A 15329-nucleotide genomic window follows, 5' to 3' on the forward strand; every position below is an offset into this window, starting at 1 on the left:
CACGATGAATACCCGATACCGCAAGCCCCTCCCCGGAACCGAACTCGAGTGGTACGACGCCAGCGAGGCCGTTGAAGCCGTCCGCTCCGGCGCCTGGGCCAAGCTGCCGTACACGGCCCGCGTGCACGCCGAGAACATCGTGCGCCGCGCCGATCCGGACATGCGCGATGCGTATCTGGAGCAGCTGATCGAACGCCGCCGTGACCTGGATTTCCCCTGGTTCCCGGCGCGCGTGGTCTGCCACGACATTCTCGGCCAGACCGCGCTGGTGGACCTGGCGGGGCTGCGCGACGCGATCGCCGCAGGTGGCGGAGACCCGGCGCAGGTCAATCCGGTGGTGCCGGTGCAGCTGATCGTCGACCACTCGCTGGCGGTTGAATGCGGCGGTTTTGACCCGAACGCATTCACCACCAACCGTGAGATCGAAGACCGGCGCAACGCCGACCGCTTCCACTTCATCGACTGGACCAAGCTGGCGTTCAAGAACGTCGATGTGATCCCGCCGGGCAACGGGATCATGCACCAGATCAACCTGGAGAAGATGTCGCCGGTGATCTACGTGGAGCGTACTGATGACGGCGGGGGCGTCGCGTTCCCCGATACCTGCGTGGGCACCGACAGTCACACCCCACATGTGGACGCGCTGGGCGTGGTGGCGATCGGCGTGGGCGGGCTGGAAGCCGAGAGCGTGATGCTGGGGCGTGCCTCGTGGATGCGTACGCCGGAGATGATTGCCGTCGAGCTGGGCGGCAAGCCGCAGCCTGGCATCACCGCCACCGACATCGTGCTGGCGCTGACCGAGTTCCTGCGCCAGCAGCGGGTGGTGGGCGCGTACCTGGAGTTCCGTGGTGAAGGCGCCGCGGCGCTGACCATTGGCGACCGCGCCACCATTTCCAACATGGCGCCCGAATACGGCGCCACCGCGGCGATGTTCTTCATCGACGACAACACCCTGGACTACCTGCGGCTGACCGGCCGCACCGAGGAACAGATCGCCCTGGTGGAGAACTACGCCAGGACCGCCGGCCTGTGGGCCCCGGACCTGGCAGATGCACAGTACGAGCGCACGCTGCACTTTGATCTGTCCAGCGTGGTGCGCAACATGGCCGGACCGTCCAATCCACACCGCCGCCTGCCGGTCAGTGACCTGGCCGAACGCGGCATCGCCGGAAACCTCGCCGGCGCACGCGCGCAGGAAGCCGAAGGCCTGCTGCCCGATGGCGCGGTGATCATCGCCGCCATCACCAGCTGCACCAACACTTCCAATCCGCGCAACGTGATTGCCGCCGCGCTGCTGGCGCGCAACGCCAACGCACGCGGGCTCACCCGCAAGCCCTGGGTGAAGACCTCGCTGGCGCCGGGCTCGCGCGCGGTGCAGCTGTACCTGGAAGAAGCCAAGCTGCTGCCGGAGCTGGAGCAACTCGGCTTCGGCATCGTCGGCTTCGCCTGCACCACCTGCAACGGCATGTCGGGTGCGCTGGATCCCGCCATCCAGCAGGAAGTCATCAACCGCGATCTGTATTCGGTGGCCGTGCTGTCTGGCAACCGCAACTTCGATGGCCGCATCCATCCCTACGCCAAGCAGGCCTTCCTGGCCTCGCCGCCGCTGGTGATCGCCTATGCCATCGCCGGCACGGTGCGCTTTGACATCGAGAAGGACGTGCTGGGCGTGGACGCGGACGGCAACGAGGTGCGCCTGAAGGACCTCTGGCCGAGCGACGAGGAGATCGACGCGGTGGTCAAGGCAAGCGTGAAGCCGGAGCAGTTCCGCCGCGTGTACGAGCCCATGTTCCGCCTGGCGGTGGACGATGGCACCCGCGTGGAGCCGCTCTACGACTGGCGCCCGATGAGTACCTACATCCGCCGTCCGCCCTACTGGGAGGGCGCGCTGGCCGGCGAACGCACCATGAAGGGCATGCGCCCGCTGGCCGTGCTGGGTGACAACATCACCACCGACCACCTCTCGCCGTCCAACGCGATCATGGCCAGCAGCGCTGCCGGGGAATACCTGGCGAAGATGGGCCTGCCCGAGGAAGACTTCAATTCCTACGCGACCCACCGCGGCGACCACCTGACCGCGCAGCGGGCCACCTTCGCCAACCCCAAGCTGCTCAACGAGATGGTGCGCGATGAAAACGGCGAGGTCCGCCAGGGCTCGCTGGCCCGGATCGAGCCGGAAGGCGAGGTCACGCGCATGTGGGAGGCGATTGAAACCTACATGGAGCGCAAGCAGCCGCTGATCATCATTGCCGGCGCCGACTACGGCCAGGGTTCCAGCCGCGACTGGGCTGCCAAAGGCGTGCGCCTGGCCGGCGTAGAAGCGATCGCGGCGGAAGGCTTCGAGCGCATCCACCGCACCAACCTGGTGGGCATGGGCGTGCTGCCGCTGGAGTTCCAGCCCGGCACTACGCGGCTGACCCTGGGCATCGATGGTACGGAAACCTTTGACGTGCTCGGCGAGCCTGCCCCGGGCGCCACATTGACGCTGGTGATCAACCGCCGCAATGGCGAGCGGGTGGAAGTGCCGGTCACCTGCCGCCTGGATTCCGACGAGGACGCGCAGGTTTATTCGGCCGGCGGCGTGCTGCAGCGCTTCGCCCAGGACTTCCTGGCGTCGAACGCAGCCTGATGTTCGAACGGTTGCCAGGCGGGGCCGAAGCCCACGTTGCGATCCACGATGCCTGGTGGCCGGGGCGCGGCCCCCGGCTGCTGTTCCTGCTGAGGATGGCGCCGCCCGCGGCGACGGCTTTGGACAGCGCCATTGAATCTGCCGGGATCAAGGTGGCGCTGGGCGCGGAATTGTTTCCGGCCGCGCTCTGGCATCAGTCGGTCTCGGACCGCTATGCCGACCGGCCGGAGCTCAGGCAGCGGCTGCTTGCTGCAGGCGGGCAGGTGCGCGTGCCCGGTTTCACCATCGAACTCGACCAGCTGAGGTCGGGCAGGAACCAGCGCGGCAGCTTCAATGTCGAGGCCCGCCAGCGTGGGGCCTGCACCGGGCTCGCCACGCTGGTGGATGCAATCAACGACGCCGCGGCGGCGCAGGGGCTGCCGAAAGGCGGCGGACATTCCCCGCATGTCACCCTGAGCTACACGTTCCAGGGCGAGCTGCCCCGGACCCGATCGATGCCTTCCATCGAGTGGCCCGTGGACGCGTTTGAACTGGTTCTCGGCGGCGGACGGCCCTACGGCTACACCACGCTGGGCCGCTGGATGCTGGGCCCTCCCGCTGCCAGGGTGTCGCAGGCCAGCCTGTTCTGATCCTTCTTTCACATGGCCTGCCGGTTACCGGGCAGGCAAGTCTTCGCAGGACCGCGCCATGACCGATCGCAAGCCCCTTCATGCTCCCCAGCTGAGGATCCCAGCCACCTATCTGCGTGGCGGTACCTCCAAGGGCGTGTTCTTCCGCCTCGAAGACCTGCCCGAGGCGGCGCGCGTGCCCGGCCCGGTACGCGATGGCCTGCTGATGCGGGTGATCGGATCGCCCGACCCCTATGGCAAGCACACCGACGGCATGGGCGGGGCGACATCCTCGACCAGCAAGTGCGTGATCATTTCGAAGTCCAGCCGCCCGGATCACGACGTCGACTATCTATATGGTCAGGTGTCGATCGATACCGCCTTCGTCGACTGGTCGGGCAACTGCGGCAACCTCAGCACCGCCGTGGGTCCGTTCGCAATTGCCAACGGCTTCATCGACCCGGCACGGCTGCCGGAGAGCGGCAGCTTCGCGGTGCGGGTGTGGCAGGCCAATATCGGCAGGACCATCATCTGCCACGTGCCCATCGTGGACGGGCACGTGCAGGAAATCGGCGATTTCGAGCTGGACGGGGTGACCTTTCCGGCGGCGGAGATCGTGCTCGAATTCATGGATCCATCCGATGATGACGGCGAGGGCGGCTCGATGTTCCCCACCGGCAATCTGGTGGATGAACTTGAGGTGCCGGGCGTGGGGCGGCTTGAGGCCACCATGATCAGCGCCGGCATCCCCACGGTGTTCGTCAACGCCGCCGACATCGGCTACACGGGCACCGAGCTGCAGCCCGTCATCAACGAGGATCCGGCTGCATTGGCGGAGCTGGAGGCCATCCGCGTGGCGGGGGCACTGCGCATGGGGCTGATCAACGCGCCCGAAGAGGCCGCCACCCGCCAGCACACGCCGAAGGTGGCCTTCGTGGCGCCGCCGGCTGATTACCTGGCCAGCAGTGGCAAGGCCATCGCTGCCGCCGATATCGACCTCAACGTGCGGGCGATGTCGATGGGCAAACTGCACCACGCCATGATGGGTACCTGCGCGGTGGCCATTGCCACTGCGGCAGCGGTGCCGGGCACGCTGGTGAACCTGGCGGCGGGAGGCGGGGAGCGCACCGCGGTCCGGTTTGGACATCCCTCGGGCACGCTGGGGGTCGGTGCTGAAGTGAGCCAGCGGGGCGGCCAGTGGTCGGTGACCAAGGCGGTGATGAGCCGCAGCGCACGGGTGCTGATGGAAGGCGCAGTGCGGGTGCCGGCGGATACGTTGGACGCGGGGCGCTGAACGCAACGGCCCCGGTGGATACCGGGGCCGGGAATGCAGACGCGAGGTGCCTGGAGGAGTGCCGGCTGCCAGTGGCGGGGCTTCTCCCGTACCTGGATCAGGTCCGCGGAGTGAGGTTCTGCACCTTCAGGAAGGTGTGATCGTCGATCACCGCCACCTGCGGCGCATTGCGCCAGTTGGGTGAGGCGATGTCGTGGGCGAGGAAGTGGCTGGCGCCGGGCACCAGTTCTTCGCGCCTGCCCGGGGGCAGGGCCCAGTTGCGTTCGGATTCGATGGCCAGGTTCAGCGAGTGCGCCCACGCCCGGGAATTGGTCAGGCGCATGCGCGGTGAAACGATGCCCGGCGCAAACTGCTTGCGCGCGGTGACCACTTCACACATGGAATCGCCCCACAGGCCGCTGTCCTGGCGGCGCAGCGCCACCTCGGCGACGGCCTGCTGGCCGAGCACGGACTGGTTGCGGGCTTCCAGGTACACGGTGGTGCCAAGACAGAGCGAGTCGGCCGCCGGCTGCGGAAGCAGCGTGGCGAACCAGAGGATCCAGCCCAGTGTCATTTCGTTGTATCTCCTTGCTTCGTTGCGCTGGGGGTCGCGATTGCTGCCCTTGATGGGCGTAGCAACCGGTGACCGGATCCGGCATGGCGAATGGGCGCACCCGGATATGACCGGACGCTCGCGAACGATTCGCGACAAGGGCAGCGACTCTGTGGCGCTTTGTAGCCCTGATCCAGCGCATCCCTATTCAGGATTGCGGTGGATCGACCGTGGCGGCATGGGCCTCCTACGGACTGCGCGCACCTTAATGCGGGTTTGCACAACTCAACCTGAATAGGAAAACTTGACTTGGCGGCCGGTTCCGGCGGGTCGAGCCAGCTGTTTCCCGGCTCATTCCGCGGGTTAGGGTGCCCGCGAAGCCGCGTTTACAGCCTTGCAGCGAGCCGGCAACCCTGGTCGATTGCCCGCTTGGCATCCAGCTCGGCGGCCACATCCGCGCCGCCGATCAGGTGCGGCTCGATGCCGGAGGAGCGGAGCGCACCCAGCAGGTCGCGGCGGGGTTCCTGACCGGCGCAGATCACCACGTGATCCACCTCCAGCACCTGTGTCCTGCCGTCCACGCGGATGTGCAGGCCATCATCATCAACGCGCAGGTATTCCACCCCGCCCAGCATCTCGACCTGCTTGTTGCGCAATGTGGCGCGGTGGATCCAGCCGGTGGTCTTGCCCAGCCGGGTGCCGAGGCGTCCGGGACTGCGCTGCAGCAGCCACACCTGCCGCGCCGGCGGCTCGGGCTGCGGTTCAACCAGTGCACCTGTACTGGCGAAATCCGGGTCCACGCCCCATTCGCGCATCCACAGGGCGGGGTCCAGGGCGGGCGAGGGGCCTGCGTGGATGAGATATTCGGCCACGTCGAAGCCAATACCCCCGGCGCCGATGATGGCCACCCTTGGCCCGGGGACGACCCGTTGATCCAATACGTCGGGGTAGCTGAGAACCCTGGCATGCCCGCTGCCTGGAAAGTCCACCTGTCGCGGCTCGACGCCCGCGGCCAGCACGACTTCGTCGAAGCCGGAGAGCGCGACGGCATCCGCGCGTGTGGACAGTCGCACCTGTACGCCGGTGTCTTCAAGGCGATGACGGAACCAGCGCAGCGTCTCGGCAAACTCCTCCTTGCCGGGGATTCGCATGGCCAGCTTGAACTGCCCCCCGATGTCGGCAGCCGCTTCAAACAGGGTGACCTGGTGGCCGCGCTCCGCCGCCACCGTGGCGCAGGCCAGTCCAGCCGGCCCGGCGCCGACCACCGCGATCCGGCGTGGCGCAGTGGTCGGTACGTACACCAGCTCGGTTTCGGCGCAGGCACGCGGGTTGACCAGGCAGCTGGCGGTGCGGTTCTGGAAGATATGGTCCAGGCACGCCTGGTTGCAGGCAATGCAGGTATTGATGGTCTGGGGCTTACCTGCGCGGGCCTTGTTGACCCATTCTGGATCGGCCAGCAGCGGACGGGCCATGGACACCAGGTCCGCGCCGCCGGAGGCGAGCACGGCTTCGGCCACGTCGGGCATGTTGATGCGGTTGCTGGCTACCAGCGGCAGGCGCACATGGGCGCGCATTTTTGCCGTGGCCGCAACGAAGGCGGCGCGCGGTACCGAGGTGGCGATGGTAGGCACCCGTGATTCGTGCCAGCCGATGCCGGTATTGAGGATGGTCGCACCGGCGGCTTCAACCGCCTGGGCCTGGGTCACGATCTCGTCCCAGCTCGAGCCATCGGGCACCAGCTCGGCCATCGACTGGCGGTAGATGAGGATGAAATCTTCGCCGCAGGCTTCGCGCACCCGGGCCACGATCTCGGTGGCAAACCGCATGCGATTTTCCAGCGGTCCGCCCCAACGGTCATCGCGCCGGTTGGTGCGCGCGCTGGCGAATTCGTTGATCAGATAGCCTTCCGAACCCATGATTTCCACGCCGTCGTAGCCGGCATCGCGGGCAAGCGTCGCGGCGGTGACGTAGGCGCTGATGGTGCGCTCCACCCCGCGGCCGGACAGGGCGCGGGGCGTGAAAGGGGTGATCGGCGATTTGATTCGGGAAGGTGCGACCGACAGCGGGTGGTAGGCGTAGCGGCCTGCGTGCAGCAGCTGCAGGCAGATCTTTGCGCCATTGTCATGGACCGCCCGGGTGACCTGGCGGTGCTTGCCGGTGTGCCAGGGCCGGGACAGGCGGCTCGCGAAAGGCTTCAGCCAGCCGGCAACGTTGGGGGCAAAGCCGCCGGTGACGATCAGTCCCACCCCGCCCGCGGCGCGCTCGGCAAAATACGCGGCCAACTTCGGGAAGTCGCCGCGGCGGTCTTCCAGCCCGGTGTGCATCGAGCCCATCAGTACCCGGTTGCGCAGGGTGGTGAACCCCAGGTCCAGCGGTTCGAACATATGCGGGTAGGGCGGTGCGGCCGTGGCGGGCAAGGCAGGAGCAGGCGGCATGGACGGGATACGCTGGGGTATGGAACCCGCAGGGTGCCGGGGATGCACGCCGCAGGCAAGCGATCGACAGCCTAGTCTGTCGGCGGCGAAGCGCTACCCGCGCAGGCGGTGCGCACCGGCGGCGCCATCGCGAACATCGGCAGGAAGATGCCGCACAGCGGTCCCACCAGACAGGCGAAGGCCAGGGTTCCCCAGCCCACGGTGCCACCCAGCCACCAGCCGGTCACCAGCACCGCGGCTTCGATCAGGCTGCGCACCATCCAGATAGGCCGGCCGGTGCGGCGGTGCAGGCCGGTCATCAGGCCATCGCGTGGACCCGCGCCAAATCCGGCGCCGATATACAGGCCGGTCGCGGCGGCCAGCAGCACCAGCCCCGCGGCAAACAGTGCGGTCTGAGCCACCAGGCCCTGCGCATCGGGGATCGCCCACAGGCCCAGCTGGGCGCTGGGGCCGATCAACAGGGCGTTGAGCACGGTGCCGATGCCGAACTTCTCCCGCAGCGGCAGCCACAGGGCCAACACCCCGATCCCGATCACCACCGTTGCCAGCCCGAATGGGATGCCGACACGTATCGAAACGCCCTGGCTCAATACGTCCCACGGGGCCAGGCCGATGCCCGCGCGCACCATCATGCTGGTGCCGATGCCATACAGGAACAGGCCCAGCAGCAGCCGGGCCATGCGTTCGGGGAAGAGGGAATGCATGTGGGCGATTTTAGCCCGTGAGCATGACGGTGACGCCACGTATGCCAGCATCGCCCTGAATCCTTCCTGGAGTCGGCAATGGCTTCGCCCGATGCACGTTCCGCAGCGCGTCCCGCCCCCGACCGTCCGCTGGTCGAGGTGGCGGACTATGTCATCGATGCCCGGATCGATTCCGACCTGGCGTATGACACCGCCCGCTGGATGCTGCTTGATTCCCTGGCCTGCGCGATGCTGGCGCTTGATTTCGAGCAGTGCAGGCGGCACCTGGGACCGCTGGTGCCGGGAGGCGAAATCCCGGGCGGTGCCCGCGTGCCCGGCACCGGGTTCGAGCTGGATCCGGCCCAGGCCGCGTTCAACATCGGCACCCTGGTGCGCTGGCTGGACTTCAATGACACCTGGCTGGCGGCCGAGTGGGGGCACCCCTCGGATAACCTCGGAACGATCCTGGCCGTGGCCGACTGGCTGGCGCGCAAGGAAGGCAAGCACATCACGGTGCGCGATGTGCTGGGCTGGGCGATCAAGGCCCACGAGATCCAGGGCGTGTACGCCCTGCGCAACTCCTTCAACCGCGTTGGCCTGGACCATGTGATCCTGGTGCGGATGGCGTCCACGGCGATCGCCACTGCAATGCTGGGCGGGGGCAGGGAGGAAGTGATCAATGCGCTCTCGCACGCCTGGATCGACGGCGGCGCGCTGCGGACCTATCGCCACGCCCCCAACACTGGTCCGCGCAAAAGCTGGGCGGCGGGTGATGCCTGCCGTCGCGCCGTGGTCCATGCCCTCAATGCGGTGCGAAAAACAACGGAGGGCTACCCCTCGGCGCTGTCGGCCCCGACCTGGGGCTTCTATGACGTGCTGTTTGAGGGGCAGGAATTTGAATTCGAAAGGCCGTTCGGCAGCTACGTGATGGAAAACGTGCTGTTCAAGATCAGCTGGCCGGCCGAGTTCCACGCCCAGACCGCGGTCGAGTGCGCGATGCAGCTGCACGGCCAGGTGCGCGAGCGCCTGGACGGGATCGAGCGGGTGGAGATCCGCACCCAGGAGGCGGCGGTGCGGATCATCGACAAGACCGGGCCGCTGGACAACTACGCCGATCGCGACCACTGCCTGCAATATATGGTGGCGGTGCCGTTGATCTTCGGGCGGCTGGAAGCGAAAGACTATGGTGATGAAGTGGCGGCGGATCCGCGGATCGATGCCTTGCGCGCTCGGATGCAGGTGAAGGAAGAGCCGCGCTTCACCCGCGATTACTTCGATACCGACAAGCGCGCCATCGGCAACTCGGTGCAGGTGTTTTTCAGGGACGGATCGTTCACGGAGAAGGTCGTGATCGACTACCCTGTCGGCCATCGCAGGAGGCGGGAGGAGGGGATTCCGCTGTTGGTGGCGAAGTGCGAACAGGCGTTCCGCGCCCGTCTGCCCGCTGACAGCGTCGATAGACTCATGGCACTGGCAAAGGACCCAAGGCTCATGGACGAGATGCCGCTGGCCCGTTTCATGGACCTCTACGCAAGCTGAACAAGAGGAGGCTGGAATAGGTGAGATGGGCTCAACTGTTATGTTACTGTTAACGTCGTCTTCACGCGGCTGTCCCTAGCCTGTGTCACGAAGGTTTTGGGCCTGCGCGGCCTGAAAGCTGGTCCAAGTTCCAAAACATTTTTTAAGCAAAGCTTTATCCCCCTTGATCAAGGAGCATTACGGATGAAAATGAAACTCCTCTGTGCCGCGCTCGCCGGCGGCCTGGGCCTGGCCTCAGTGGCTAATGCCCAGGAGTTCGACGATCGCTGGTACCTGACCGCAGGCGCCGGCTACAACTTCCAGGACAATGACCGCCGCACCGACGATAGCGGTGCCGTGTCCCTGGGCCTGGGCAAGTTCATCAGCCCGGTGTGGTCCGTCGACGCCGAGTTGAATTACCTGAACCCGCAGTTCGACAGCAGCATCGCTGGTGCCAACCACGATCTGCGCTGGTCGCAGTACGGCATCTCGTTCGACTTCCGTCGTCACTTCGTGACTGACGAGCGTGCATGGAACCCGTACGTGCTGTTCGGTGTCGGTTACCAGCGCGCTGAAGAGGAGTTTGATAACTTCCCGAACCCGGATTCGCCGGGCAAGCGCAAGGACGGCAACCTGGCCGCCAAGATTGGTGCTGGCGTGCAGGGTACGTTCACCAACCGCATGGCGGTCCGTGCTGAAGTCTTCATGCGCGGTGACTTCGACGACGACAGCTACGCAGCCAACGGTGGTCAGGATTGGGGCGGCTACCCGCACAATCAGGAAGAGAGCCAGTTCACCGATATCGTGGCCCAGGTTGGCCTGGTGATTCCGCTGGGTCCGGAGCCGACCGCTCCGATCGCCCCGCCGCCGCCGCCGCCGCCGCCGGCACCGGCACCGGTTGAGCCGCCGCCGCCTGCTCCGATCACCATCGATCTGACCGGCGTGAACTTCGACTTCGACCGTTCGACCCTGCGTCCGGATGCTGTGCAGATCCTGAACGAGGCGACCGAGATCCTGCGTCGTTACCCCGACCTGGGTGTTGAGGTTGCAGGTCACACCGACTCCGTTGGTGCCGAGCAGTACAACCAGGGCCTGTCCGAGCGTCGCGCCCAGGCTGTGTACGACTACCTGACCAGCAACGGCATTGATTCCAGCCGTCTGCAGGGTCCGATCGGTTACGGCGAGAGCCGCCCGATTGCGCCGAACACCAACCCGGATGGTTCCGACAATCCGGAAGGTCGCGCGCGCAACCGTCGTACCGAGCTGAACGTCCAGAACTGATCGGACGCAAGCTCCAGTAACACCAGAAAGCCCGGCCCAGTGCCGGGCTTTCTGTTTTCTGACGGGTGATGCAAGATGGGAGTGGCCATGTCGCGGTCCGTTGCGGCCAGGAAGAGGCCTAACGACGCCGGGATTTGGATGAATGCGCCCCTTGCGGAACAAGGGTTTGCGGCATCTTCTTCAAGGGATTACACTCTTTCCGCCTCCATCGGGACCAATGCCATGTTCAAGCCTGTTGTTGCCGTTGTGCTGCTTGCCGCGGCCCCCTTCCTGGTCAATGCGTCGGAGTGTTCGCGCGCTGCGCCGGCGGTTGCGGCAGCGATCGCTGCGCCGGCCATGCTGGCGCCGGTGGCACCGGAACTGGTTGCCCCCAGTTACCGCCTTGGCGGTCACGGTGGTGTGCTTGCGCGAGCCTATGGCGAAGAGCAATCGCTCGATCAGGTACTTCAGCGGTTGCGTGTGGAAGCATGCAGCGGCCTGGCCATGGCAGCCCCGCAGGCGGGCGTCGCCGCGGTGGCCGATCCGGCTGCTTACATCAAGCAGACGGAATTCGACAACACGCCGTACCGGTTCAACATGACCCAGGGCGGCCAGCGCATGACCGCCGATGACTTCGATGCCTGGTTGCAGGCCAATGGTTACAGTGCCGGTCGCCGCGTTGATCCCAATGCGCCCGTGACTCCGGCACTGACCGATGTCCTGCCGGTGACCGAGGTCACCAGCGAGGAATGATTCCGTCGGCGCCGCTCAGGCGCCGATGACTTCCAGTTCGCGACCGACGCGGGTGAATGCGTCGATGGCCTGGTCCAGCTGTTCCCGTGTATGCGACGCACTGATCTGGGTGCGGATGCGGGCTTCGCCCTGGGGGACCACCGGGAAGAAGAAGCCGATCACGTAGATCCCTTCCTCCAGCAGGCGTTCCGCGAAACGCTGGGCCAGCGGGGCGTCGTACAGCATCACCGGCACGATGGGATGGTCGCCGGGCTTGAGGTCGAAACCAGCTGCGGTCATGCGCTCACGGAAATGCGCCGTGTTGTCGGCCAGCTGCCCGCGCAGGTCGGCGGCGGCATCCAGCATCTGGAACGCCTTTGTGCCCGCGGCCACCACGTGCGGCGGCAGCGAGTTGGAGAACAGGTAAGGGCGCGAGCGCTGGCGCAGCATCTCGATCACCTCGGCGCTGGCGGTGGTGAAGCCGCCGATCGCGCCGCCCATGGCCTTGCCCAGGGTGCCGGTGATGATGTCGATCTTCTCCAGCACGCCCTTGACCTCGGCCGAGCCGCGGCCGGTGGCGCCGATGAAGCCGGTGGCGTGGCACTCGTCGATGTGGACCAGTGCGTCGTACTTTTCGGCCAGCGCGGTGATTTCATCGAGCGGCGCGACGAAGCCATCCATCGAGAACACGCCGTCAGTGGTGATCATGATGGTGCGCGCACCGTCGGCCCGGGCCTGCTTCAGCTGCGCCTCCAGATCCGCCATGTCGCAGTTGGCGTAGCGATAGCGCTTGGCCTTGCACAGGCGTACGCCGTCGATGATCGAAGCGTGGTTGAGCGAATCGGAAACAATCGCGTCTTCCGGCCCCAGCAGCGGCTCGAACAGGCCCCCGTTGGCGTCGAAGCAGGCGGCATAGAGGATGGTGTCGTCCTTGCCGAAGAAGTCGGCAATGGTCTTCTCCAGCTCCTTGTGCACGTCCTGGGTGCCGCAGATGAAGCGCACCGAGGCCAGCCCAAAGCCGTGCGTGTCCAGCGCGTCCTTGGCCGCCTGGATCAGGTCCGGGTGATCGGCCAGGCCGAGGTAGTTGTTGGCGCAGAAGTTCAGCACCTTGCGCCCGTCCTCGAGCGTGATCTCGGCCGATTGCGGCCCGGTGATGATGCGCTCGGCCTTGAACAGGCCCTGCTCGCGGATATCTTCCAAGGCTGCGTTGTAGCGAGAGGTCAGAGACATGTGCAGAAGTCCGGGGGGTGGTGCTCCATTCTACCCGCCTGCTGCAGTGCCGACCTGCGCCAGCCTCCGCTGGCACCATGCATCCCACGCCGTCTCCAGTCGCTCAATTGACGCTGGCAGCCCATGCTGGGGGCCGGAGTTTTCGAGCCAGCCTGCGAACGTGCTTCCTTCTGCCAGCGCAGCGCTGATTGGACCGAGGATTCCGGTGTCCCTACTGGACTCGATCAGGAAGTTGGCGAACATGATCGATTGGCCATAGAACCTTGTTACGCGGGTGGAATCGGGGCCGGACGAGGCCATTACCTGCACGCCAGAATCGCTTTCCTGCCCGCCGCCGGCGAGTAACGCGGCACGGGCATCCGCCGTCATTGGATGCTCCATCTGCACGAACTCGGACACCGGAGAAATGTGCTCGGGTGTGGTTCGCAGGACTTCGAGGAACGCGGCTTCATGTCTGCCGCGGTAAAGGTCGGCTTCCATCAGCATCGCGGCGGCTTCATCCAGCCAGTCGGGTGCAGGGCTTCCATAACGCTCCTCTGGCGCCGCCTGGTCCTGCGGCCAGAACGTCGCAGCGAACATTGAATGCCCGAGCTCGTGCCTGAGTGTGTTGGCGTGGCCTTCTCCCCCCTGGGTGTCTAGGACCGCTTCCAGTTTGGCGTCGTCGATGTCGGGCATAGCCTGCCGCAACGTCCTTTCAAGCATCGCGCGCTGTACCGCGGCATCCAGCCATACCTGCACGTAGCCCAGCCCGAACTCCTCGGAGAACCGGGTCGAGGCTTCCTGGTCGAAGCTCTTGCTCAGAACCAGAGCGCCCCGCGGTGGGATGCGTCCGAGATGGCGCTGGAAGTCCGAAGCCGCAGCGTCCAAGGCTTCAGCAGCCCGGGCTGCGCTTGCCTCATCGGGCGCGTACGCCCAACCGTGAACAGCCGCCCGACAGACAGTCGCAGGCGGATCGGCGTGCGTTGGACAATCCCGCATCGTCGCCAGCGATGGGAGTGCGAAAGCCGAGGCCGTGACCAGAAACGCAAATGCGGACAGACGCATGATTCCTCCTGGAGATGTTTAGGTGCTTCCAAGGAGGGGAGTATCACACGCACGTCAGACGGGATGCAGGCCGGCCCAGCCCGCCAAAGCACGGTTATGTCGAAACCCTGGCGTCTATCCGGAGCCGAGCCCCGCCGTGGCCGGGAGGCCTTTGCGCGTAAGTAAAGGAGGAGGCCTTCGCCGCAGGCGGAGGCCGGGGGGCATGGAGCGCAAAGGCTTCCCGGCCACGCCGGGGCCTGTCAGGTCACGACGATGCGCGACTGTCAGAAAGCCATGCGGTGCAGGAAACCACCGGTTCGTCAGGACCAGTTGAGCACGACCTTGCCGCACTTGCCCGATTCCATCAGGTCAAAGCCCTGCTGGAATTCGGCGGCGGGGAGCTCGTGGCTCAGGATTTTGTCCAGCGGGAAACCGCCCAGCACCAGTTGGGTCATCTTGTACCAGGTCTCGTACATGCGCCGGCCGTAGATGCCCTGCACGGTGAGGCCCTTGAAGATGATGCGATCCCAGTCGATGCCGGCGCCCTTGGGCAGGATGCCGAGCAGGGCGACCTTGCCGCCGTGGTACATGGTGTCGAGCATGTCGTTGAAGGCGTGCGGGTTGCCGCTCATCTCCAGGCCCACGTCGAAGCCTTCCAGGCCCATGCCGGCCATCACATCCTGCAAAGACTCATTGGCCACGTTGACCACGCGGGTGGCGCCCATGTCGGTGGCCAGCTGCAGGCGGTAGTCGTTGACGTCGGTCACCACCACGTTGCGCGCGCCGATGTGCTTGCAGATGCCGGCGGCCATGACCCCGATCGGGCCGGCGCCGGTGATCAGCACGTCTTCGCCCACTACGTCGAACTCCAGCGCGCAGTGCGCGGCATTGCCGTAGGGGTCGAAGAAGGCAGCCAGCGCGCTGGGAATCTGCTCCGGGATCGGCCACAGGTTGCTGGCCGGCATCACGATGTACTCGGCGAACGCGCCGTTGCGGTTCACGCCGATGCCCACCGTGTTGGGGCACAGGTGCTGTTTGCCGGCGCGGCAGTTGCGGCAGTTGCCACAGACGATGTGACCCTCGGCGGAGACCCGCTGGCCGATGTCGTAGCCGCTCACGCCCGGGCCGATCTGGGCAATATGGCCGACGAACTCATGGCCTACCACCAGCCCTGGTTTGATCGTGCGCTGGCTCCACTCGTCCCACAGGTAGATGTGCAGGTCGGTGCCGCAGATCGCGGTTTTCTCCACCCGGATCAGTACTTCGTTCGGACCCGGCGTGGGAACGGGGACCTGTTCCATCCACATGCCCTTGGCGGCTTCGCGCTTGACCAGCGCACGCATGGTGGTTGGGATCTGGCTGGGTTGAGCCATTGGGCGGATTTC

The 15329-nt window shown here is 66.1% G+C and carries 12 protein-coding genes; 6 read left to right on the plus strand and 6 right to left on the minus strand.

Annotated elements, in window-relative coordinates:
• Positions 1-4 precede the first annotated feature (4 nt).
• From acnD to prpF, 3 genes are read left to right on the plus strand one after another with little or no spacing between them, the layout of a single operon-like run.
• Positions 5-2629: a Fe/S-dependent 2-methylisocitrate dehydratase AcnD gene (acnD, locus tag ACW7G3_RS00205; protein WP_456980555.1), complete on the plus strand. Its 2625-nt coding sequence runs from the start codon at positions 5-7 to the stop codon at positions 2627-2629.
• Positions 2629-3258, plus strand: coding sequence for a 2'-5' RNA ligase family protein (locus tag ACW7G3_RS00210; protein WP_456980556.1), 630 nt, complete (start codon positions 2629-2631; stop codon positions 3256-3258). Before acnD ends, ACW7G3_RS00210 begins: the two co-directional genes overlap by 1 nt.
• Positions 3259-3316: 58 nt before the next feature.
• The gene (gene prpF / locus ACW7G3_RS00215) at positions 3317-4531 is read left to right on the plus strand and encodes a 2-methylaconitate cis-trans isomerase PrpF (RefSeq protein ID WP_456980557.1); all 1215 of its coding nucleotides are present in this window, start codon (positions 3317-3319) and stop codon (positions 4529-4531) included.
• Between the two features lie 97 nt (positions 4532-4628).
• Here prpF and ACW7G3_RS00220 read toward each other — a convergent pair whose 3' ends face one another.
• The 3 genes from ACW7G3_RS00220 to yczE form a co-directional block, all read right to left on the minus strand.
• Complete coding sequence (locus tag ACW7G3_RS00220; protein WP_456980558.1) at positions 4629-5084, minus strand: cell wall hydrolase; 456 nt, start codon at positions 5082-5084, stop codon at positions 4629-4631.
• Positions 5085-5449: 365 nt separating this feature from the next.
• Positions 5450-7498, minus strand: a complete 2049-nt coding sequence (locus tag ACW7G3_RS00225) for an oxidoreductase (protein WP_456980559.1) — start codon at positions 7496-7498, stop codon at positions 5450-5452.
• A gap of 71 nt (positions 7499-7569) precedes the next feature.
• Positions 7570-8202, minus strand: a complete 633-nt coding sequence (yczE, locus tag ACW7G3_RS00230) for a membrane protein YczE (protein WP_456980560.1) — start codon at positions 8200-8202, stop codon at positions 7570-7572.
• A 78-nt stretch (positions 8203-8280) separates the two neighbouring features.
• Here yczE and ACW7G3_RS00235 point away from each other — a divergent pair, with 78 nt between their 5' ends.
• From ACW7G3_RS00235 to ACW7G3_RS00245, 3 genes are all read left to right on the plus strand, one after another.
• Positions 8281-9720 carry a bifunctional 2-methylcitrate dehydratase/aconitate hydratase gene (locus tag ACW7G3_RS00235; protein WP_456980561.1) on the plus strand — a complete coding sequence of 480 codons (1440 nt, stop codon included), beginning with the start codon at positions 8281-8283 and terminating at the stop codon, positions 9718-9720.
• A gap of 183 nt (positions 9721-9903) precedes the next feature.
• The gene (locus ACW7G3_RS00240) at positions 9904-10980 is read left to right on the plus strand and encodes an OmpA family protein (RefSeq protein WP_456980563.1); all 1077 of its coding nucleotides are present in this window, start codon (positions 9904-9906) and stop codon (positions 10978-10980) included.
• A gap of 75 nt (positions 10981-11055) precedes the next feature.
• Complete coding sequence (locus tag ACW7G3_RS00245; protein ID WP_456980564.1) at positions 11056-11712, plus strand: hypothetical protein; 657 nt, start codon at positions 11056-11058, stop codon at positions 11710-11712.
• A gap of 15 nt (positions 11713-11727) precedes the next feature.
• Here the strand turns inward: ACW7G3_RS00245 and kbl are convergent, their stop codons facing one another.
• From kbl to tdh, 3 genes are all read right to left on the minus strand, one after another.
• Entirely contained in the window at positions 11728-12921 is a 1194-nt protein-coding gene (kbl, locus tag ACW7G3_RS00250; protein WP_456980565.1) for a glycine C-acetyltransferase, read from the minus strand.
• A 30-nt stretch (positions 12922-12951) separates the two neighbouring features.
• Positions 12952-13965, minus strand: coding sequence for a hypothetical protein (locus ACW7G3_RS00255; protein ID WP_456980566.1), 1014 nt, complete (start codon positions 13963-13965; stop codon positions 12952-12954).
• A gap of 299 nt (positions 13966-14264) precedes the next feature.
• The gene (tdh, locus tag ACW7G3_RS00260) at positions 14265-15299 is read right to left on the minus strand and encodes an L-threonine 3-dehydrogenase (RefSeq protein ID WP_456981116.1); all 1035 of its coding nucleotides are present in this window, start codon (positions 15297-15299) and stop codon (positions 14265-14267) included.
• Between the last annotated feature and the right edge of the window lie 30 nt (positions 15300-15329).

The sequence above is a fragment of the Luteimonas sp. A478 genome (genome assembly GCF_054052025.1).

Bases quoted from the DNA above. Each gene is read 5' to 3' on its own strand.
- ACW7G3_RS00255 (WP_456980566.1), bottom strand. From the start codon at position 13,965: ATGCGTCTGTCCGCATTTGCGTTTCTGGTCACGGCCTCGGCTTTCGCA.
- ACW7G3_RS00220 (WP_456980558.1), bottom strand. From the start codon at position 5,084: ATGACACTGGGCTGGATCCTCTGGTTCGCCACGCTGCTTCCGCAGCCG.
- ACW7G3_RS00225 (WP_456980559.1), bottom strand. From the start codon at position 7,498: ATGCCGCCTGCTCCTGCCTTGCCCGCCACGGCCGCACCGCCCTACCCG.
- prpF (WP_456980557.1), top strand. From the start codon at position 3,317: ATGACCGATCGCAAGCCCCTTCATGCTCCCCAGCTGAGGATCCCAGCC.
- ACW7G3_RS00245 (WP_456980564.1), top strand. From the start codon at position 11,056: ATGGGAGTGGCCATGTCGCGGTCCGTTGCGGCCAGGAAGAGGCCTAAC.
- yczE (WP_456980560.1), bottom strand. From the start codon at position 8,202: ATGCATTCCCTCTTCCCCGAACGCATGGCCCGGCTGCTGCTGGGCCTG.
- ACW7G3_RS00240 (WP_456980563.1), top strand. From the start codon at position 9,904: ATGAAAATGAAACTCCTCTGTGCCGCGCTCGCCGGCGGCCTGGGCCTG.
- ACW7G3_RS00210 (WP_456980556.1), top strand. From the start codon at position 2,629: ATGTTCGAACGGTTGCCAGGCGGGGCCGAAGCCCACGTTGCGATCCAC.
- acnD (WP_456980555.1), top strand. From the start codon at position 5: ATGAATACCCGATACCGCAAGCCCCTCCCCGGAACCGAACTCGAGTGG.
- ACW7G3_RS00235 (WP_456980561.1), top strand. From the start codon at position 8,281: ATGGCTTCGCCCGATGCACGTTCCGCAGCGCGTCCCGCCCCCGACCGT.
- kbl (WP_456980565.1), bottom strand. From the start codon at position 12,921: ATGTCTCTGACCTCTCGCTACAACGCAGCCTTGGAAGATATCCGCGAG.